The 22,118-nt window shown below is 36.2% G+C and carries 17 protein-coding genes; 15 read left to right on the top strand and 2 right to left on the bottom strand.

Going from position 1 to position 22,118, the window contains the following annotated elements; all coding sequences use genetic code 11:
* Positions 1–290: 290 nt before the first annotated feature.
* A complete protein-coding gene (locus tag AC13EX_RS06070; protein WP_482891977.1) occupies positions 291–2,798 on the bottom strand; it encodes a TonB-dependent receptor in 2,508 nt (835 codons plus the stop codon).
* A gap of 293 nt (positions 2,799–3,091) precedes the next feature.
* Between AC13EX_RS06070 and AC13EX_RS06065 the strand changes: the two genes are divergently transcribed.
* Positions 3,092–4,165, top strand: coding sequence for a sensor histidine kinase (locus AC13EX_RS06065; RefSeq protein WP_482891976.1), 1,074 nt, complete (start codon positions 3,092–3,094; stop codon positions 4,163–4,165).
* Complete coding sequence (locus AC13EX_RS06060; RefSeq protein WP_048643191.1) at positions 4,162–4,887, top strand: LytR/AlgR family response regulator transcription factor; 726 nt, start codon at positions 4,162–4,164, stop codon at positions 4,885–4,887. Before AC13EX_RS06065 ends, AC13EX_RS06060 begins: the two co-directional genes overlap by 4 nt.
* A 71-nt stretch (positions 4,888–4,958) precedes the next feature.
* Here AC13EX_RS06060 and msrA read toward each other — a convergent pair whose 3' ends face one another.
* Positions 4,959–6,053 carry a peptide-methionine (S)-S-oxide reductase MsrA gene (gene msrA / locus AC13EX_RS06055; RefSeq protein WP_482891975.1) on the bottom strand — a complete coding sequence of 365 codons (1,095 nt, stop codon included), beginning with the start codon at positions 6,051–6,053 and terminating at the stop codon, positions 4,959–4,961.
* Positions 6,054–6,550: 497 nt separating this feature from the next.
* On the opposite strand from msrA, the gene AC13EX_RS06050 reads away from it, so the two are divergent.
* The 13 genes from AC13EX_RS06050 to AC13EX_RS05990 all read left to right on the top strand — a co-directional run bounded on the left by AC13EX_RS06050 (position 6,551) and on the right by AC13EX_RS05990 (position 21,970).
* A complete protein-coding gene (locus AC13EX_RS06050) occupies positions 6,551–6,994 on the top strand; it encodes a hypothetical protein (RefSeq protein WP_048643193.1) in 444 nt (147 codons plus the stop codon).
* Between the two features lie 414 nt (positions 6,995–7,408).
* Positions 7,409–8,959, top strand: coding sequence for a sialidase family protein (locus AC13EX_RS06045; protein WP_482891974.1), 1,551 nt, complete (start codon positions 7,409–7,411; stop codon positions 8,957–8,959).
* 251 nt (positions 8,960–9,210) lie between these two features.
* Positions 9,211–10,284: a PAS domain-containing sensor histidine kinase gene (locus AC13EX_RS06040; protein WP_482891973.1), complete on the top strand. Its 1,074-nt coding sequence runs from the start codon at positions 9,211–9,213 to the stop codon at positions 10,282–10,284.
* 516 nt (positions 10,285–10,800) lie between these two features.
* Positions 10,801–12,153 (top strand): NAD(P)/FAD-dependent oxidoreductase, encoded by a 1,353-nt coding sequence (locus AC13EX_RS06035; protein ID WP_482891972.1) that lies wholly within the window; start codon positions 10,801–10,803, stop codon positions 12,151–12,153.
* A complete protein-coding gene (locus AC13EX_RS06030) occupies positions 12,150–13,694 on the top strand; it encodes a 4Fe-4S binding protein (protein ID WP_482891971.1) in 1,545 nt (514 codons plus the stop codon). Before AC13EX_RS06035 ends, AC13EX_RS06030 begins: the two co-directional genes overlap by 4 nt.
* Positions 13,695–13,696: 2 nt before the next feature.
* The gene (locus tag AC13EX_RS06025) at positions 13,697–15,163 is read left to right on the top strand and encodes a glycosyltransferase (protein ID WP_482891970.1); all 1,467 of its coding nucleotides are present in this window, start codon (positions 13,697–13,699) and stop codon (positions 15,161–15,163) included.
* Positions 15,164–15,227: 64 nt separating this feature from the next.
* On the top strand, positions 15,228–15,908 hold the full coding sequence (locus tag AC13EX_RS06020) for a glycosyltransferase family 2 protein (RefSeq protein WP_482891969.1): 681 nt from the start codon (positions 15,228–15,230) through the stop codon (positions 15,906–15,908).
* Between the two features lie 76 nt (positions 15,909–15,984).
* On the top strand, positions 15,985–16,869 hold the full coding sequence (locus AC13EX_RS06015; protein WP_048643200.1) for a hypothetical protein: 885 nt from the start codon (positions 15,985–15,987) through the stop codon (positions 16,867–16,869).
* Between the two features lie 10 nt (positions 16,870–16,879).
* Positions 16,880–18,226, top strand: coding sequence for an MptA/MptB family glycosyltransferase (locus tag AC13EX_RS06010; RefSeq protein ID WP_482891968.1), 1,347 nt, complete (start codon positions 16,880–16,882; stop codon positions 18,224–18,226).
* 65 nt (positions 18,227–18,291) lie between these two features.
* Positions 18,292–19,029: a DUF6503 family protein gene (locus AC13EX_RS06005; RefSeq protein WP_482891967.1), complete on the top strand. Its 738-nt coding sequence runs from the start codon at positions 18,292–18,294 to the stop codon at positions 19,027–19,029.
* 21 nt (positions 19,030–19,050) lie between these two features.
* The gene (locus tag AC13EX_RS06000; RefSeq protein ID WP_048643202.1) at positions 19,051–19,974 is read left to right on the top strand and encodes a patatin-like phospholipase family protein; all 924 of its coding nucleotides are present in this window, start codon (positions 19,051–19,053) and stop codon (positions 19,972–19,974) included.
* Between the two features lie 12 nt (positions 19,975–19,986).
* Complete coding sequence (locus AC13EX_RS05995; protein WP_048643203.1) at positions 19,987–20,679, top strand: SGNH/GDSL hydrolase family protein; 693 nt, start codon at positions 19,987–19,989, stop codon at positions 20,677–20,679.
* A gap of 298 nt (positions 20,680–20,977) precedes the next feature.
* A complete protein-coding gene (locus AC13EX_RS05990) occupies positions 20,978–21,970 on the top strand; it encodes an aldo/keto reductase (RefSeq protein WP_048643204.1) in 993 nt (330 codons plus the stop codon).
* Positions 21,971–22,118: the final 148 nt, after the last annotated feature.

Raw genomic sequence — 22,118 nt, 5'->3', positions numbered from 1 at the left:
ATTTGACAGGATTAATGGCCTATTCTAAAAGATTGACCCTTGAATGATAGGAAGAACTGGAAAATTGTAAGGTAATAATGGAGACTTGAGGGACTGTATTGTTACTCAAAAAAAGCAACAATACCACTAAAACCAGGTGTTATGTGTTGTTTAACCCGGGTTTTGTTATAGGATACGTAATAGGTTGTCTATTTCGGGGTTAAATTTACATATTTTTATCAAAAAAAAAGGAAGGCTTCCGATTGGAGACCTTCCCTTTTTTTGATTAGTTCCTATTAAAATAGAGGGTTTTAGTTCATCATAGCTGGTGATCCGCCTTCACTTTCTTTTAAATCTTCATTGGTAACCCCTCTTTTCTTTCTTCTTCCTCCATCAACACTCAATTTTCCGATTCTATAGGAGAAGTTTATTTTGAAATTCATAAAGCGCATGCCAGTGACACTTTTTTGAGTGATGGTAGATGTTACTAACTCATTTCTCATTTTAAACTCAGGGGTAAAGAAGTTTTCAGCTCCAAATCCTATGCTTCCACGCTTTTCGGCAAATTGCTTGTTTAAACTTAAGCTATAGATACCGAATCCTCCTGCTGAACCTTGAAGTTGTACTCTCCTTCCGCGGTAAAAACTAAAGGCTTGAATTTGCCAGTCTCTAGGTAAGGTGTAATTACCGAATAACCTACCACTTATTACAAACCCTTCATTTTGGGCTCTCAATTGTGGGTCTGATAATCCATTGTCCAATTGAGAAAAATAACCATCAATTGATCCATTCAAAGAAAACTTGCCTGAAATATTAACATTTGAGAATATACCCAAACCATAGGCCCTTTCATTACCAATATTTTCGTAGGTAGTAAAGATAACATCGTCATCCTGAATGGTCCTTACTGGCTGAATAGAACCTGTAGTATTCCTTAGATAAGAGGTGAAGTTAAGGGAAGTTCCCTTAATAAAGGTACTGTAGGACAATTCATAATTGTCTGTCATTTCAGGATCCAATAATGGGTTTCCTTGAGTGATTTGTTGAGGGTTTGCAGCTTCTATATTAGGGTTAAGGTAATTCAATGATGGTCTTTGAATCCTTCTATTATAGGCGGCCTTTAACATATTGCCATTGGCCAGCTTTCTTCCAAAGTTCATGTTTGGTACTACGGTTCCATAAGAAGGAATGTCGGCTGGTAAATCAGAAGAAAGGAATTCTGCATCAATATTGGTGTACTCATATCGAATACCGGTTTTTAATGTGTAATGCTCTAAAAAACCAAGGGTGTAGGACAGGTATCCGGCAGTTACATTTTGGTTGTAATTAAACTGATTCGACAAGTCAACATCCTCATCTTCCACATAATCCCCATCTGCACCATCGGCTCTAAAATACGCGAAATCACTGGTCGCTTTTCTAAGTATGTTTTTGGCGCCATATTCAATGATCTGCTCATCTTTTGAACCAAGTGGTGTCACATAATCTACCTGAACTGTAAACTCCTCGTTAAGGTTATTGTTGTCATTTTTTATTCTACTAATGATTTGATCAAAGGAATCATTGTAAAGGCTATTTACAAAGTCATTGGTACGATTGCTTCGAGAGTAGAGGCCAGAAAAACTAATTTCTTTTCCTTTCTTTTCAAATGATTTGGTGTAATTGTAACTGACATCAACATTGTTTGAAAGATTGTCTGTTTTTACATCTCTTAAAAGTTCATTGACCAATATGTCCTCTACATAAGTTTCAGTATATAGATCGTCTTGCTCCATTCTCATATTCCTAAGTCCGAAACTAACCGAAGTGGTCATGAAATTCAATTTGTTGATTTCATAATCCCAGCCAAAGTTATACCTTCCAAACATCATATTGTTCCTAGTATCAGCTCCCTGCAGAATTCGAGTGGCTGGAGCATCTTCAGAAAGTAGCGTTTGCTCATTTTCGAAGCTACCTAATATATTGTAACCCATACGGCCAAACCCACCTAAGGAAAAGCCCATTTTTCCTTTTTTCAATGCTGCATTTAAACCAAGATTTGATCCTCTCAAGCCAGCACTGGTATTGATATTCAATGAAGCACCTTGTAATTTGTTCTTTTTGGTGACTATATTAATTACACCACCGGTACCTTCAGCATCATATTTAGCAGAAGGAGAAGTGATGACTTCTACGGATTTAATTTCTTCGGCAGGAATTTGCTTTAAAGCATCAGCAATATTGTTGGCTACAATGGCAGATTGCTTATTATCGATCAAAACAAGGATATTGCTGCTACCTCTCATGGATACATTTCCATCCAAATCGACAGTCAGCATTGGCACTCTCCTCAATACATCGGAAGCATCACCGCCAGCGGTTGTTTTGTCATTTTCAGCATTGTAAATTGTTCTATCAACCTTTTCTTCTATTAAACTCCTTTGACCTTGAACGGTTACTTCCTCTAGGGAAACAGCTGACTCACTAAGTCCAAGATTGCCTAAAAATAATGATGGGGTATTTGGTCCTACTTCTACATCCTCCCTAACAAAAGAGTCATAGCCAACGAAACTAAGTTCTACCTTGTATTTTCCAGCAGCTTTTACATTAAAAAAGAATTCTCCATTATCATCGGCAACGCCTCCAGCTACTGAAGCGTCAGTTGCTGCTTCTTTTAAAAATGCTGTAGCATAAGGGATAGGCTCTCCGGTGGCTTTGTCAATGACTTTACCAGAGATTTTAAATTCCTTTTTTTCAGTAGCCTTTTGGCCAAAGCTGTTTACAGATCCTACAGATAAGAAAATTATGGAAATTAATAATAGTTTGGTTAACCTTTTCATTTGTATATTTTTTTTCAATTAGATAGTAGTCGTTTAATACCTCAACAAAGAAAATTTTTTCTTATCAAATTAAAAAACACAATAGATAGGTAAGGTTGTTCCATCGACAAAAACCGCATATTATCAGACTAAATGAATTTCTGCTATTTTATATTTGGTTTATAGATTGATTTACTCTATTAAGCGGTATTCTATCCCAGTTGGTAGATTTAAACTTTTCTTTTAATATCTTTCTTTTATGTTTATATCGGATTATTGCATTTCGGAGTAGCTAAACTCCAAACTTATTCATTATGACACATACAATTAAGCCTAGAAAAATTACGCTTCTTATCCACGTTTTGGTCTGGGTATTTATTGCTATTGTAATTTTTGTAGTAAGCCCCCTTTCATGGAAAGTGGATTTGCCAATAGAATATTGGTTTAAGCAAGGACTGACACTTTTCTTTCTCATGGTGTGCTTTTACCTGAACATGTATGTTTTGGTGCCAAAATTACTTTTTAAAGGTAAAATATGGGCTTTTGTGGGAGTAGGTTTTTTGATCACCCTACTGTTCTTATTTATTATCATTCAGTTTGAGAACTTTGTCAATTTACCTGAATTGATGCATAATGTTTTTAGGCCTGAAAAACCGTATTTGCCCAAACCAAGAAACTTTAGCTACGATTTGTTTACAGTTCTCCTTTTGTTGTTTGGTTTAGGAATTAGTACTAGCGTTGTAGTGGTGGAGAAATGGCAAATTGATGTGGGACTAAGGAGACAAATGGAGCAAGAAAAAGTCACCTCCGAACTGTCTTACTTAAAAGCCCAGATCAACCCCCATTTCTTTTTTAACACTTTAAACAATATCTACTCGCTCACCAATATTGATGTTGAAAGGGCACAAAAAGCAATACTTAAATTGTCAAGGATGATGCGCTATGTGCTTTATGAAACCGATAAAGACACAACGTATCTGAGTAAAGAGCTTGATTTTATTAGGGATTATGTAGATTTAATGCGACTTAGATTGTCCGACAAGGTTAATTTGAATTTAGACATTCAGGAAAATACAGAAGACATACCTATTGCGCCAATGCTTTTATTACCTTTTATTGAAAATTGCTTTAAACATGGGGTAAGCGCAAAGTTGGAAAGTAAAATTGAAATCTTTGTACGCCAAAAAGGGAGAATTCTTGAACTTAAAACAGTAAATTTAAAGTTTCCATCTAACCCTAAAAGCAAGGAAAATATGGGAAGTGGAATAGGTCTTACAAATACCAAAAGGCGATTGGATTTGATTTATGGGAGTAAATGTCAGTTGATTATTGATGAGGACAATCCTGAAAATGAATACCGAACGCAATTAAAAATAGATTTGGGATGAAAATCAAATGTGTTGTAGTAGATGATGAGCCTTTGGCCTTGGAGTTGGTATGCAACTTTGTGAAAAAAACAGGTTTTTTGATTCTAGAGGAGAAATTTGACAGTGCTTTGGACGCCTTATCCTATATCAATGCCAATCAAGTTGATTTGATGTTCTTAGATATTCAAATGTCCGACTTGACTGGGATGGAATTGGCTAGGGTGCTTGAAGGAAGAAAAGGGAAACAGTCGCCCAAAATTATATTCACTACTGCCTACAACCAATTCGCGATTGAAGGGTATAAGGTCGATGCATTGGATTATCTGCTAAAGCCTTTTGGGTATGAAGAGTTCCTAAATGCTAGTCAAAAAGCCTTAAAGTACTTTGAAAAACAAACCGCTACCAACCATTCAACTGCGGAAGATTATATTTTTCTTAAAGTGGAATACCAACTAGTCAAAGTGATGCTGAAAGACATTGTTTTGGTAGAGGGCTATAAAGATTATGTTAAAGTCCATTTGGTAGATAAAAATTCGCCAATACTTTCCCTGACAACATTGAAAAACATGGAGGAATTACTTCCTGAGGGGCAGTTTATGCGGGTTCACAGATCTTTTATCATCTCCCTTGATCAAATTGTAAGTATTAGTAAAAGTACGGTGAATATGGGGATTATGAATATAAGTGTGAGTGAAGGCTATAAAGAGAATTTTTTGCAGTTCATCAATAAATGGATCAACTGAAAACGGGCTTGTAAATTTTTAGCAATAAAAATTTACAAGCCCGTAATTATGGTAATATATGGTTTGGCTTTCTATTTTATTTTCCATAGGAATTGCCCATAACCAGCAGATTCCATTTCATCTTTCGGTATAAATTTCATTGCGGCAGAATTCATACAATACCTTAAGCCTGTAGGCTCGGGACCATCGTTGAAAACATGACCAAGGTGGGAATCTCCAAACTTGCTTCTTACCTCTACTCTTACCATACCATGTCCTCTATCTGTAGGTTTTTCCAGATATCTTGCGTCTATAGGTTTAGAAAAACTTGGCCATCCGGAGCCAGATTCATATTTGTCACTTGAGCTGAATAAAGGAGCTCCAGAAACAATACACACGTATATTCCTTCCTCTTTGTTCCCATTGTAAAGATTATCAAATGAACGTTCCGTTGCATTTTCCATAGTTACTTGGTACTGCAAGGTGGTTAGGTTTTCTTTAAGTTCCTTTTTAGAAGGCTTTGGGTATTTGCTTGGATTTGGAACTTCCCAGTGCTCACTTATGAACCTGTCTCTGCCAGATCCTACCCTATAGGATTTGTATGGGCCTGGTTCTTTCTTATAATAATCCTGATGGTATTCTTCAGCAGGATAGAAGTTGGTAAACTTGACTATTGGAGTGATGATAGGTTTATCAAAAACTCCTGAATTGTCAAGTTGTTCTTTAAGTGATTCTGCTACTTTTTTTTGTTTATTGTCATGATAAAAGATCGCAGATTGATACTGACTTCCTCTATCATAAAAACTCCCTCCCTCATCTGTGGGGTCATATTGTTGCCAGAAAATATCAATAATTTCGCTGTAACTTATTACATCAGGATCAAAAGTTACCTGCACTGCTTCTTTATGGCTGGTTTTTCCTGAGGACACCTGCTTGTAAGTAGGGTTTTTCTCTTTACCTCCAGCATAACCGGAAACTACCGAAAGAATGCCGTCAATATGCTCAAAAGGGGATTCTATACACCAAAAACATCCCCCTGCAAAGGTGGCTTTTTCGGTGTTCCCCTTATAGGAAGCTGTATTTACTGTTTCAGTATCTTCAGACGATTTCTCTGAGCCATTACAGGAAGTAACAGCGACTAAGAGTAGCCCAAATGCTACTAAAATTGATTTTAATGGAAAATTCATAAATTAATAAGTTTTAATCCGATGTAAAAACGGGGAATGTGCAAGAATTGTTCAAATTTTATATACAATATCGCTTACTGGGTTCGAAATCCGTATCTCAAACCATGAAATAGTAGATGTAAAATGTAGCCTTTTGGCGGTATTATTGACTTTTCTTGTAACATTGCTGATATGGTCACCATTCAAGTCTGCTTTCATTGGGGATATTATTACTTTCTTCCAAATGCCCCAACTGTCGTGCATTTATATACGCTAACCAGTACCTTTTAGGTTTAAGTTAATTGATAAAAACTGGGATAGTAGCTGTATAATTCTTGTTACTACCTCTGATGCTTAAAATGGCACTTGTTAAGTATTTAGATAGATATAACTTTTTGATTGACTTGAAGGTAATGGCATCGTTTTTGAACAATTTTATAGTGATTGACCACTTTGAACCTGTCATTATAGGATAGTCAGAGAGAGAATTAATTATTGAAATTAAACCAACAACAATTATGAATTTTAATGCAATTTATTTCGGTACAGGAGCAGCATTATTGCTAATGTTTTCTTCATGTAGTGAAAACAAAACTGCTGAGGATCAATTGAAAAATGCTAAAAATGAGGTGGCAGAAAGTAGTGCTGAGGCCAAAGAAGAATTGAATGAAACTTTTAAATCCTTTAAAAGCGAGATTGTTCAAGAGCAAAATGAGTTAAAGGAAGAGCTGAAAAAATTAAAGCAGGAGATAAATGAAGAACAAATCAAACCTGCCAACTCTTCGATTGACAAAATTCTGGCTAAGGCTGATAAAAGCATAAAAAACCTTGAGGTTAAAGCGAGAGAATTTGAAAAAGCTTCTAATAACAGGAAAGTTCAAATAAAATCTGAATATAGAAGATTAGAGAAAGAAGCGGAAAAAAGCCTCGAGAAGCTGAAGGATGAACTTAAGGAGTTGTAAAAAATAATTGATAGTAAGTTTTTTAGGGCCATTTCTATTTATTGGGAATGGCCATTTTTTTTGTAATACCGAAGTGTTGTCCTATTAATAGCAATATTAAATTGAATAAGTAATTAAATGCCTACGGAAACCACCAATTAGCACTAAACCTTGCTTACCTACTTTAGATTTTCATCATATAGTTTTATTCTCAGCCTTATCAGCTACACTAGATTAAAGAGGATGGATCCAAATATGAATCATAATAATTAAGCTGATTATTTTTATTTCTAATGATAGCCATTTTGCTGGAAACATAGTTTATTTAATGGAGGGCTACTTTATAGAATTAAATTAAATAATTTGGTTTATCTTTAAATCTATATCTATTCTTAAAATAATAGCTCAAATCCTGACCTCAGTAATAATATCTCTATGAAAAAAAGTGAAATTTTTAACCTAAACCTTCTATTAGGAATCTCTCTGATAATCAGTTTTTATGCCTGTGGTGGAAAACAAGATTTTCCAATCAATGAAAACATTAATTTTCAACAGGTATATGTTCCCGTAATTCAAGGCAAGACGACTACAATAGCCAAACTTGAAATTAAAACAGAACAGCAAGAAATGCTCAATGGCCTTGAAATAGAGTTACAAGGCGATATTGATTTTACGAGTTTATCAATAAACTTGCTGTTAGAGGATGGTACAATAGAATTGCTTCAAGGAACATTTAATAAAGAAGAGAAATCTTGGAGCTTGACGGAGGAAAAAAGCCTGCCTACTGGAAAATTGGCCATGAATATTAATGTTGATCTAGCAGAAAATGCAGATCTACAAGGTAGATTCAGTTTACAAGTTCCAATGATAGAAATCTCTGGTGAAAAAGTACAGCCTAGTGGTCAGCAAGAGAATTTAGCCTACAGAATAGGAAAATCACTTCGTACCGAAGGTGATGATGGAGTGGCAGCCTTTCGAATTCCTGGACTTGCCACGAGTACAAAAGGTACCTTGCTGGCTGTTTATGATGTTAGACACGATGATTCCTCTGATTTGCAAGGAAATATAGATGTGGGTTTGAGTAGGAGTGAAGATGGAGGAAATACATGGAATCCTATGCAAATTATAATGGATATGGGTGAATGGGGAAATTTGCCTGAGGACCAAAATGGAATTGGAGATCCTTCTATTTTGGTAGATCCAGTCAATGGAGACATTTATGTGGTTGCGCTTTGGCTACATGGTAAGCCCGGAACGGCAGCTTGGAGAAGTTCAGAACCCGGATTGACACCAGATAAAACGGGTCAATTGATGATTGTGAAATCTGAGGACGATGGTAAGACCTGGACAGCCCCGTCCAATATTACCCAACCTATGAAGGATGCTTCATGGCAATTGTTCTTTAATGGGCCGGGAAAAGGAATTGCCATGAAAGATGGAACATTGGTCTTTGCTGCTCAATACAAAGACCATGATCAAATTCCGCACAGTACCATTATTTACAGTAAAGACCATGGTGTGACATGGCAAGTGGGAACAGGAGCAAGGTCAAAAACTACTGAAGCCCAGGTTGTAGAGTTAAGTGATGGGCAATTAATGCTAAATATGAGAGATGATCGAGGGGGTTCTAGGGCGGTTTATACTACAGTGGATATGGGCAATTCCTGGAATGAACATTCATCTAACCGTGGCGCTTTAATTGAACCAATTTGCATGGCTAGCTTAATCAGGTTCAATTCTGAATACCTGTTATTTTCTAACCCCGCATCGACTGAAGGTCGGTATAATATTACTGTGAAAGCAAGTGATGATGAGGGAATAACCTGGCCTGAGAAGTACCAAGTATTGCTAGATGACCAAAAAGGTTGGGGCTACAGTTGTATGACAAAAATAAATGAAGGTGAAATTGGGATATTATACGAAAGTAGTCAAGCTCATATGACTTTTCAAATTTTGCCAATTAATGAAATAATTTCATCTGAATAGAAAGAAAGTATAACTTTATATATATTATATTATCTATATTTTGGTTCTGTTTTATTGTGTATTTTGGTTCTGTTTTATTGTGTTTAACAACAAGTTTTAATTTTTAAAGCGTAATTTTTAAAGTATAAATTATTTGAATTATATAAAAACATAAAAATCTGTTTTTTTGTTTTTATAAATAGTTATATTTGGTTAATAAGCCTAACCAATTGTGTTGAAAATAGCTCTTGAAGAAATTTATTTAAAACATATTGCAAGACACAGAATTAGATTTTGAAGAGTTTTTTAATTTATCCCCGGAATTGCTATGCGTCGTGGGGTTTGATGGACATTTTAAGAGAGTCAATACAGCATTTCAAAATGTTCTTGGCTATACTGAGGAGGAGTTAGTAAAGAAACCACTCAACGATTTTATCCATGAGAATGATAGGGAATCTACCCACAAGATTAGGGAAAACTTAAAAAATGGCACTCCTTTAAATAATTTTGAAAACCGTTATTTGTCTAAATCTGGTGAGGTCTTATGGCTTTCCTGGACTTCAAAATTAGTACCTGGGAAAAAGTTGATTTATGGATTGGCGAGGCTTGTTAATCCAAAGAAAGAAATGGAAGCCAAGAGAAATGAGTTGATCAAAGAGCTCACGAATACAAATGAAAAACTAAAACAGCTTACAATCACAATATCACATGATCTGAGATCACCTGTAAATAATTTATTGGCAGGTTTTGATCTATTGGACAATGAAAGGATAAAAGACACAGAATCTGTGGAGTTGGTGGATTTACTTCGGAAATCTACACTTGGATTGAAAACCCGACTTGATGATTTTCTTACATCCTTAAAAAAGGAAGAGTTATTGGTTGTCAAAGTGGAGCCACTTTTGTTTGAGAATATTTTAACCCAATCCACAAATGATATAAAGTCCTTAATTAAGAACTCAAACGCTAAAATTATTACAGACTTTAACGAGGTGCCTACGATTCAATTTAATAAATCATACCTAGAGAGTATTTTTTTAAATTTGATTTCTAATTCTATCAAATATACTACGCCCGATGTTGAACCAGTAATTGAAATACGTTCGTATTTAAAAGCAGGTATTACCAAACTTTCTATTAAAGACAATGGTATTGGTTTTGATATGAATAAAGTGAAACAAAAAATATTTGGCTTTGATCAAAAGTTTCATGACAATGAAGAAAGTCAAGGCATAGGCTTGTATTTGGTTCACAAGCATGTTACAGCTCTTGGTGGCGATATTGAGGTTAATAGTAAACCTAATAAAGGTACTGAGTTTATCGTTTCGTTTAAAAACCAGCTATAAACCAATTAGTTAAGGTTTATTTTAAGTTGTTTATTGAAAGGCTGCCAAATTTTTTACTTGTTTTTTTGCTAAATCCGTTAACCAAAATAATCCAAAAGCGTAATATCAATGGCACTCTCATTATAAATTCAACAATCACAAAGTAATTATTGGATTAAAAAAGAGCAAAGGATGGATGTTTTTAACTACATTGATAGAACAGTTTTCGTGTTTGCACACCCTTTGGTTTGAGGAGTAATAGTAAGACTAATTAACAATTAATTTGACTTAGCACTTGTATGAGTTTTTGATTGCAGAACTACTTCTTTATCACTTTGCTTAGATTGTTTCACCCTGGCCCTTTTGATAATCTATTGTTGGCTCTACCATAGTTTAAAAATTGAACTGACATTGCCTCTGCTTTGTTGAAATTGAAAATAGTAGGTGATGGTTGGTTTTTAAGATGGTTTAAGTCATTAATGCAATTGTTTATTTCTTGTTTTAGTCTCCTAGGGAAATTTTATTATCATTTGATTTATGAATGGATCACATCAAATCGTTATTGTAGGAAATGGAATTTCAGGAGTTACCTGTGCACGACACATCAGAAAAGTAGACAGTCAGGTAAAAATCATCCTTGTTTCTGGAGAGACAGAACATTTTTTCTCTCGTACCGCCTTGATGTACATTTACATGGGGCATATGAAATATGAACACACGAAACCCTATGCAGATGATTTTTGGAGTAAAAATAGAATAGACCTAAAGTTTGGTTGGGTGAAAAATGTAGATTTTAGCCAACGCTTTTTATTTTTTGAGAATGGAGAAAAACTTTCATTTGAAAAATTGATTTTAGCTACCGGTTCTAAACCCAATAAGTTTGGTTGGCCCGGTCAGGATTTGCTTGGAGTTCAAGGTTTGTACAGCTTTCAGGATTTGGAAAGCATGGAGAAACGTACAAATGTAATCTCACGAGCAGTGATCGTTGGTGGGGGTTTGATAGGAGTTGAAATGGCTGAAATGTTCGCCTCCAGAAAGATCCCTGTCACTTTCTTAGTAAGAGGCAAAAGTTTTTGGGACAATGTTCTGCCTACAGATGAGGCGGAGTTGGTGGCCAATCACATAATGGATCATCATATAGATTTGAGATTGGATACCGAACTCTTAGAAATAATAGATGATGGAAATGGAGCTGTAAAAGCAGTCAAAACCTCTACAGGAGAAATCATTCCTTGTGAATTTGTTGGCCTAACTGCTGGAGTAAGTCCAAATATTGATTTTTTGAAGAATACCGATTTAAAAACCAATAGGGGAATAGTCGTTAATAAAAAGTTTCAAACCAATATTCCCGAAGTGTATGCCATTGGCGATTGTGTTGAGTTTATGGAAGCTCCCGGTCCGGATAGGAAAAACATAGAACAAGTTTGGTATACAGGAAGGATGCACGGTGAGACATTGGCCTTTAATTTAACACATGAAAGCCCTGTCGAATACAAACCCGGCATTTGGTTTAACTCTGCCAAATTTTTTGACATAGAATACCAAACCTATGGGTTTTTACCTACTTCATGGGGTAAGGATAAATGGTCTTTCTACTGGGAAGACGAAATGAGAAAAATAGCCATTCGTTTGCTGTTTGATGCTCAGGATCGACTATTGGCTACCAATGTGTTTGGTTGGAGAATGAGGCATGCCTTTTTCGATAAGGCAATCAAAGAAGGATGGGACTCTGACAAGGTGATAAAACTTTTAGCTGAAGCAAGCTTTAACCCAGAATTTTTCACCAATCACCATATCGAAGTGGTTCATAAATACAACCAAGAAAAGGGACGAAATGTGCAGTTGTCTAAAAAGTCTATGTTTCAAAAATTATTTGGTTTCAACTCATGAAAAGTCTTCAAAAAATTGGAGTAGTGCTTACTATAATTGGATTGGTAATTTTTACCGTACTTCCTTTTATAGGAAATTATCGGTTGGATAAAGTAACTACTATAGCAGTAACAAAAGATATTCATTCTGAAGCAATGGTAGAAATACTTAGCCCTATGTTTGGTAAAGTATATTCTTCCAACACTTCCTTTATTTCCTCATTCAAGAAATATTTTAATACCTACAATGAGGCTTTGAAAGACCATCAGGAGTGGGATAAAGTAATTTGGGATAATTATGCCTTTCCAATCACCAAAGCAGCTTCAATAGGGCCTGTAGTAGATAACCCTTTATTGTATCTATCATTATCTATTGGGTTAACGATTCTAGGAGGTCTTTTGTATATATTGCCTTTATACAGAGATGAGCCTGCCGGTATCAAGAATGATGGGATATTTTTCTCCTCCATGATGGCCAGAGGATGGTTAGGAATGATTACGGGTACTTACCTGATTCTTTTTTATATTGTTCTATATTGGTTTCCAGAATACATTACAAATTTGGTTTTAATGGTGGATCCTATAAGTCATTTTTTATCCGGAGGGCCTGCTAGCCAATGGTTTTTATATGGCTTTATCTATTCATTTGCTATTTTGGTGATGGGTCTTAGAATGTTCAGAAAATACAAAGGGAATAATTACCAACTGATTCGAACTACCTCAGTTATGTTTTTCCAGTTGTCATTTGCCTTTATTCTACCGGAAATATTGGTATTATTCAATAAACCTTGGCATGATTTTAAAAATATTTGGCCATTGGATTATTCTTTTTTCTATGAATACCGTTTGGATGGAATGATAAACTCAGGTGCTTTGGGTATGTTTATGCTTATTCTCGGCATACTTTTAATAGTTGTAGGTGTTCCATTATTTACCTATTTATATGGCAAGAGGTGGTATTGTAGCTGGGTGTGTGGATGTGGTGGCCTGGCAGAAACTTTGGGTGACCCTTATCGTCAATTGTCTGATAAATCTGTAAAATCTTGGAAAATAGAGCGGTACCTAATTCATTCTGTACTCGTTTTCGCTGTGGTGATGACAGGACTGACCATTACAAATTATTTCATGAGTTTTGAGCTATTGGGGCAGGCAACAGATCAATTGCATTCCATTTATGGGTTTGCAATAGGTTCTCTATTTGCAGGTGTGGTTGGAACTGGATTTTATCCTTTTATGGGGAACCGGGTGTGGTGTAGATTTGGTTGTCCTTTGGCAGCTTACTTAGGATTGGTGCAAAGGTTTAAATCGAGGTTTAGGATTACTACCAATGGTGGCCAGTGTATATCTTGTGGCAATTGCTCTACCTATTGCGAAATGGGCATTGATGTTAGATGGTATGCGCAAAGAGGCCAAAACATTGTCCGATCTTCCTGTGTAGGTTGTGGGGTTTGTTCAGCAGTTTGCCCTCGTGGAGTATTGAAGTTGGAAAATGGTAAAGAAGAGGGGAGAATCAATGACATGCCGATTATTATAGGCAATGATTCAGTTAAAGCAAAAATTTAGAAATGTTGATTAATTTGTTTTTGGGGATATATGGCTTAGCCATGTGTTTTATTTTATTTTACAGTTTTGCACAAGCCAATTTATTATGGCACTTTTTTAAATTTAAAGACAATAAAATACCCTTGGCTTCAATGGCTGACAAAGGGCTTCCTTTTGTTACCATTCAGTTACCTGTGTTTAATGAAAAGTACGTAGTGAAAAGACTTATTCATGCCATTGCACAAATGCAATATCCCGCGGAAAAGCTCGAAATTCAGTTACTAGATGATAGTACAGATGAAACTGCGAATCTTATTAAAGAATGCTTGAAGGCTTATCCTGAAGTAGATTTTAAATACATAAATAGGGAAAATAGAGTGGGCTTTAAAGCAGGGGCATTGAAAGAAGGGCTGGAGAAGGCGAAAGGAGAGCTTATAGCCATTTTTGATGCTGACTTTATTCCCGATCCTGACTTTTTATTAAAGACGGTCGGTCACTTTACGGAAGAAAATGTAGGGATGGTTCAATCCAGGTGGGGACATTTAAATGAGGATTATTCTCTTTTTACGCGACTTCAGGCTTTTGCTTTGGATGCCCATTTTATGGTGGAGCAAATGGGCAGAAATTCTCAAAAAGCTTTTATCAATTTCAATGGAACCGGAGGAATCTGGCGTAAAAGCTGCATACTTGATGCAGGCAATTGGCAGGCAGACACCCTCACTGAAGACCTTGACTTAAGTTACACGGCCCAGCAAAAAGGTTGGGAGTTTGTATACCGACCAGATGTGGTTTCTCCTGCTGAGTTACCTCCGGTGATGTCAGCGATTAAATCCCAGCAATTTCGATGGACAAAAGGTGGAGCTGAATGTGCTATGAAGCATTTGGGCCATGTATTGACAGGGAAATTCCCGATGAAAGTGAAAATACATGCAGTCGCTCATTTATTGAATTCAACAATTTTTATAGCCATACTTTTGGTTAGCTTGTCAAGCATTCCTGTTTGGTGGGGATTTTATCAAGGGCTTATTCCACTTGAATATTTTAAATTTGCCGCCTTTTTCCTCTTTGGTTTTGTAATTATAGCAGCGGTTTATTTTTTCGCCAATCTTAATCTTAAGAATTTCACGATTAAGAGCTTCTTTAGGTTTTTATGGGAACTCCCTGTTTTTTTAGCCGTCTCTATGGGGCTCTCTGTGCACAATGCACAAGCCGTTTGGGAAGGTTTGACGGGTAAGAGGTCTCCATTTGTTCGCACACCGAAATACAATTTGACAGATAAAGAACAGAATTGGATAAGTAATACCTATAATCAACTGAAAATACCGCCCACAGCCTACCTAGAAGCTATCTTAGCATTGGTATTTAATGCCATGGTTGTTTTTTCACTTATTACAGGAACCTATGAAATGATAGCATTTCACGGTATGCTGGCTGTTGGATTTACCTTGGTAAGTATAACCTCATTCAAAAGTTATTTGATCAAAGCCTAAGAGCTTTGATAGTTTAGAAAACAATATGTTAAAAAAATCTATAATAGATTTTTAGATCCAATTTATGTTAATAGATGTAATTATTCCAGCTTTCAATGAGGCCAGTGCTATTGGGAAAGTGATCGCAGATATTCCTGATTTTGTTAGAAATATAATAGTGGTAAATAACAATTCCAAAGATGATACCCGGCAGGTGAGCCAGGCAGCAGGAGCCATCGTTCTGGATGAACCGCAAAAAGGCTATGGGAAAGCCTGCCTTAAGGGCTTGTCTTATTTAGACAATATGGATTTCCCTCCGGATATAGTTGTTTTTTTGGATGCGGATTATAGTGACTATCCTGAAGAAATGGAAATAATTCTCGAACCGATCCTTCAGAAAAAAATGGATATGGTCATTGGTTCTAGAGCCAAAGGAAGTAGAGAAAATGGTTCAATGACGGTACCACAAATTTTCGGCAATTGGTTGGCTACAAAGTTAATGTGTCAATTGTTTAAGGCTGAATTTTCCGATTTGGGGCCATTTCGAGCCATTCGCTGGGATAAATTGAAAGCCTTAGCTATGGAGGATGAAAATTACGGTTGGACCATAGAAATGCAAATAAAGGCAGTTAAAAATGGGCTTAAATATACGGAAGTACCAGTGAATTATAGAAAAAGAATCGGGGTATCTAAAGTCAGTGGAACAGTGAAAGGAGTTTTTGGAGCTGGGTATAAAATTCTTTACACCATATGGAAGTACAGGTAAGTACTGAAATACTATCCGCTATATACCGGCAACAAATCCGATTATTTTTTTTAAATTATACGTAAAATTAAAGGCTATGAGAAGTTTAATCGGTTTGTTTATTTTATTCTTGGCGTTTGCTTGTAATAGACCTCAAAGAGAAAATGTAGATTTCAATGAATGGGGAGAATATTGGTTTCAAGGCAAAGCTGAGATTAATAGTTACAGCCTAACCCAATACCGCTATGGTGAAGCTAGAGAAGGCGAAGCGGTATTGATTTTTGTTGCGGAAGATTTTTCTAGGAAAAAGCAAGTAAAGTTGGACGACCCTTCTCAAGCTGGTAGGGATAAGATTTCAGTCCTTAAAATGAATCATACAAGGGAGTTTATTACAGGTATATACCCTTACCATATGATGCTTTCTGCATTTACTCCTACCAAGGAGGCCTCACAAGGACTAAAGTTTACCGCTTCCTCTCAAGAGTGGTGTGGGCAGTCATTCACCCAGCTTAATCTCAATAGTGGCGACAGCTATGATGGAGAGTTGTTTTCCTACTTTGAGGAGGAGGGTTCTTATTCATTCTCTTTAAACGGTATAGCTGAAGATGATTTATGGAATTTAATTCGGATAAATCCCAATCAAGTTCCCATTGGGTCTGTTAATATGTGGCCATCACTAATTCATCAGCGATTAACCCATAGAGAATTTATTTCAGAAGAAGTCTTTATACGAACTACAGATGTAAGTGAAAATAGAAGTCAACTTGAAGTAACTTATAGCTCGGGTAATCGGGTTTTGCGTATAAATTATGAAAAAGAGTTCCCTTACGAAATACTAGGATGGGAAGAAGAACAAACGAACAAAAATGGACAAAAAGAGCTTACCAAAGCCGAGCGAAAAGGGACTAAAGTGATCGATTACTGGAATAGAAAAGCATTGGAAGATGAATTTCTTCGTGATGAGTTGAAACTTAATAAATAAGTATAGACTTTTGAAAACCTATTTCGCTCTTTTATTGTATTCCCTGTCCATTGTGGGTATGGGGTATTTCTTGCCTCGTGAAGCATTTATACCTCAGTTGTCTTTGTTTTCGTTAGGTTTTTGTGCTTATCTATTTCTGGTACAGGCTTCAAAAGAACGTAATTATTCCTTTGTTTTTATTCTCATAAGCGCTTCAGTATTAAGGTTCTTGTTAATAGGTGCCTGGCCAGTACTTTCGGATGACTTCTACAGGTATTTTTTTGATGGACAATTAATTGGGTATGGTATTAATCCTTATGCCTACTTGCCCAGTGGATTGTTAGAATCGGGTGCAATCCCAGCAAATGATTATTGGGAAACCTTAGTGACTAAAATGAATTCTCCCAGTTATTTTTCCGTTTACCCACCCTTACACCAGTTGGTTTTTTGGATTTCAACCTGGGTAGGGGAGGATATTTATCTCAATATCCTTTCTTTAAGAAGTATTGTTTTTCTTTTTGAATTGGTGAATCTGTGGTTGATTAAAAACATATTGAGCAATTTAAAACTTCCGGGTTACCGCTTGGCTTGGTATGCCTTTAATCCTTTGGTTATAATGGAAGTGACTGGTAACCTTCATTTTGAAGGGATGGTATTGACGGGACTGCTCATTGCGCTATATTATTATAGTCAAAATCATGAAAAACTCACAGCTTTGGGATGGAGCTTGGCAGTTGGACTTAAATTAAGCCCCATGCTAATCGCTCCTGTTTGGTTAAGTGCCTGGAATAAAACCAGTTTTTTCAAATTTGTTTTCATTTCAAGTATTTCCCTACTCATTCTATTTGCCCCACTTATTTTTGGAGGGCAATTGACTAATTTCTATACCAGTTTCCGTCTGTATCAAAGTAGCTTTGAATTTAATGCTTCCATTTATTATCTGTTAAGGTGGATTTCAGGGCTTTTTATAGATTATAATCCCATAGGAACACTTGGTCCTTCACTTAATTTTATAGCTGCAGCATTGCTATTAGGGATAGGGATAATGAGAAAGAGCATGAATACTACCGATTTAGCCTCCAAAATGGTTTGGATGTATCTGGTCTTTTTATTGCTTCAGACCACTGTTCACCCTTGGTACTTGATTCCTGCCTTAGGGCTTAGCATTTTCACAGCCAATAAGCTATTTATTGCTTGGAGTGGCTTGGTTTTCTTGTCGTATCATGCCTACATGGGACAAGATTATAATGAGCATATATGGGTGGTTTTTACCGAGTATACCTTGTTATTTACAATGGCTGTATTGTTAATTCGTTATCGACAATCAGCAACACTAGAAGATGGTAGCGAAACACGAACTGTTTTGGATAAATTATGAAAATTGGCAGTAAAAGTTTAATATTAATATTAATTTCGGATAGTGATAAATTGAAAAATGCCTTCATGTACAATAATTATTGTTATCTCTTTTTGCTCTTATTAATAGTTGGTTGTAGTAGGCCAGATAAATCAGAAAAAATAATCAATGAATCGATTGAAGCCCATGGAGGAGATTTGTTTAAATCTGCCCAGATAAGTTTCACTTTCAGAGATAGGCAATATGAGATATTCAAATCTCCAAATTCGTTTAGGTATACCCGTTCTTTCACTGAAGAGGCTAAAAGAGTAAAAGATGTCCTTAATGATGATGGCTTTACTCGCACTATAGACGATGAGGAAGTTAGCCTTTCTGATGAAAAGAGATTGGCATATTCCAATTCTGTTAATTCAGTAGCCTATTTTACATTTTTGCCTTATGGACTAAATGATGAGGCGGTTATTAAAGCGTATTTGGGCTTAGAGGAAATTGAAGGCAATAATTACCATTTGGTAAAAGTGACTTTTAAAAAAAATGGAGGAGGAGAGGATTTTCAAGACGAATTTTTGTATTGGATTAATCAGGAAACCCACCATGTAGATTATCTTGCCTATTCTTATCACACCGATGGTGGAGGTTTAAGGTTTAGGAAGGCCATAAAAAAGCATGAGGTTTCAGGCCTGGTATTACAGGATTATGAAAATTATAAGCCAGAAGATGAGTCGATCTCCGTGGAAGAATTATCTCTGTTATTCAAAAATGGTGACTTAGAGCTCTTGTCAGAAATTATTTTGGAGAATATCGAAGTTCAAGTTTTAAAGTGATTTATTTCAAGTAATTAAAGAATGCAAAATAAAAGAGCATTGGTTATTTCAGGAGGAGGGAGCAAAGGCGCATTTGGAGGCGGAATTGCTGAATACCTGATCAGAGAGTGTAATTTTGATTATGACATATTTGTAGGCACATCTACAGGTAGTTTATTGGTACCCTTGCTTTCGATCAATGAAATTGAAAAAATCAGGGCGATTTATACTTCAGTAACTCAAGATGCCATCTTTAGTACCAATCCTTTTATTATATATAAAGATGGGGGAGTCTTCAAAACACGGATTAACCATTTTAGTACAATCAAAATGTTTTTGAGGGGTAAAAAGACTTTTGGAGAAAGTAAGAATCTGTTTAAGTTAATTAAGAAAATCATTACTCCTGCAGACTTTGAAAGGATGCAAAACAACAAGGCTGAAGTATTTATTACGGTTTCTAATTTGAGCACCAATACTGTAGAGTATAAAAGGTTAAAGGATTGCACTTATATGGATTTTTGTGAATGGATTTGGGCATCTTCCAATATTGTTCCATTTATGAGTTTATTGGAGAAAGATGGTTGTGAGTACGCAGATGGCGGTTTTGCTGACTTGGTCCCCATTTCAGAAGCCATCTATCGAGGAGCCACTGAGGTTGATGTAATTGTATTAAAAGCCAGAGCAGGTAGAGCGTTGAAGAGACCTGTACGTAATGCATTGGAATTGACAACAAGGGCTTTTGATTTTATGCTGGATCAGATCAGTAGTGATGATATCAAAATAGGAGAGTTGCTTAGTAATAAGCGACAAGTAAAATTAAATTTTTACTACCCTCCGGCAGTGCTCACTGAAAATTCGCTTATTTTTGACCCTTATCAAATGAAAAAGTGGTGGCGTCAAGGGATGAATTTTGCAAGAGAGCAAAACCCCGTTTGTAAGTGCATAGAAGTAGGACAAGAAAAATAAACTGTTATAAATATGATGTTTTTGGCTAAAATCTGGTCCATTTTTGTAATCGGTTTTCTCTTGTTTAACTTGCATTTGAACCCTCAACCAAAACTATTTGTAATTGGGGACAGTATTTCTATCCAATATGGCCCTTATCTGGAGAAATACCTTGAAGGCATATATGAGTACGATAGAAAAAGAGATGAAGGGGCTGATTCTAGTAATTTGGATGTTCCCAAGGGTGCCAATGGAGGAGATTCTGGTATGGTTTTGGCCTATTTGAAGGCAAAGCTAAAAACTCCGGATTTTCAGCCGGATATAGTATTAATCAATTGTGGTTTACATGATATCAAAACCAATGTGGAATCTGGAAAAAAGCAGGTAGCCTTAGCAAGCTATAAAGAAAATTTGGAACAAATTCATGCCTTACTGGCCAATAAAGGTATTCCAATGATTTGGGTAAGAACTACTCCTGTGGACGATGAACAGCACAATTCGAAACAGCAATCCTTTCATAGATATGCTGCAGACGTAGCCAATTATAACGAGGTTGCAGACAAAGTATTCGGAGCCCGAAGTGTCCCCATAATAGATCTACATCAGTTCACCTTAAACTTAGGAGAAGGGCTCTTTACTGATCATGTGCATTTTGGTGAAGATACCAGGGCTAAGCAAGCTGCTTTTATTAGTGGTTTCCTACAAGGTTTGGCTTTTAAGAATTAATGGCATTTAGCTGATTCTTCAAAATCAATTTGTAAATAGATTAAAATTTGGATGCTTATTGCAGCATATATTTTAACGCGGATTATGTAATAGATTGTCTATTGCATATTTCGGGTTTAATTAAGATTAACACTCAAAATAGCATATTTCGCTAGTTTTGTGAGAAGAAACATAAACCCATGACAACCACTTTGTATTCATAAAATGTGTATTTAAATAATAAAATGCCAATATTTTTATAGTTACTGAGTGAACTAAATAGAAAAATTATCTCAACAATAAATTAATATTAGTTATTATGGAAAATTATAAATTGCCCCACACCGATTTTGAAATTTCAAGATTGATTTTTGGTTGTTGGGCCGTTGTAGGAGGTTTTAATTGGGGGCATCAGGATAAAAAGGATTCATTGGAGGCCATGCGCGAAGCGTTTGACAATGGGATAACAACCTTTGATACAGCTGAGGCCTATGGCAATGGTGCTTCTGAGAATTTATTGGCAGAGGCATTGGGAGATAAAAGAAAAGAGATGATTATTGCTTCTAAAGTAGGTCCTCAGGATTTTCTGCCCGAAAATGTAATCAAAGCATGTGAAAAAGGTTTGAAAAACCTTAAGACGGATTATATAGATCTTTATCAGCTTCACTGGCCAAACCCCGACATTCCTTTGGTAGATACCTTAGGAGCACTCCAGAAATTGAAAGATGATGGGAAAATTAGGGCATATGGCGTTTCTAATTTTGGGAATCAAAGCTTAGATACTTGCAAAGAATCAGGTTTTACCGTCAGTAGCAATCAAATGGCCTATAATTTGATTTTTAGAGCGATAGAATACAATATTCTTCCTCAGTGTATATCTGATAATGTGCCAATTTTATGTTATTCTCCCATAATGCAAGGCTTATTAACCGGGAAATTTGATTCTGCTGAACAAGTTCCTGATGATAGAGCAAGAACAAGACACTTTTCAAAAGATAGATCTCAAGCGAGACATCAGGACGAAGGGTGTGAGGATTTAACCTTTCAAACTATTAAAGAAATTAAAAAGTTTGCTGATGAATCCAATGTGTCTATGGGAAACCTTAGTCTAGCCTGGCTTCTAGCTCAAAAAGGGGTTGCTGCACCAATTGTAGGAGGTAGAAATGCAGAGCAAGTTAGAAAAAACCTTAAAACAATGGACGTTCAGCTTACCACAGATATGATAAACCATTTGAATGAGATAACATTGCCTTTAAAAGAAAAATTAGGCACTAATGCTGATCTTTGGCAAACAGGTGGACGTGTGATTTAACCCGACCTGTAATAGAATTTCTCCGTCCTGACAATAGTCAGGGGTGAAGCCTGTCCCGTGTTTACGGGAAGTGTTGCAATCGCAAGAAAATCAGGCTGTTTGGAGATTTTAGCATAGCACCGCTATGGTGAAATTGAAAACAGCAACG

This window comes from Cyclobacterium sp. L-R (genome assembly GCF_056859355.1).
The sequence above is the reverse complement of the archived record's forward strand: the minus strand, read 5'-3'. Positions and strand labels throughout refer to the sequence as shown.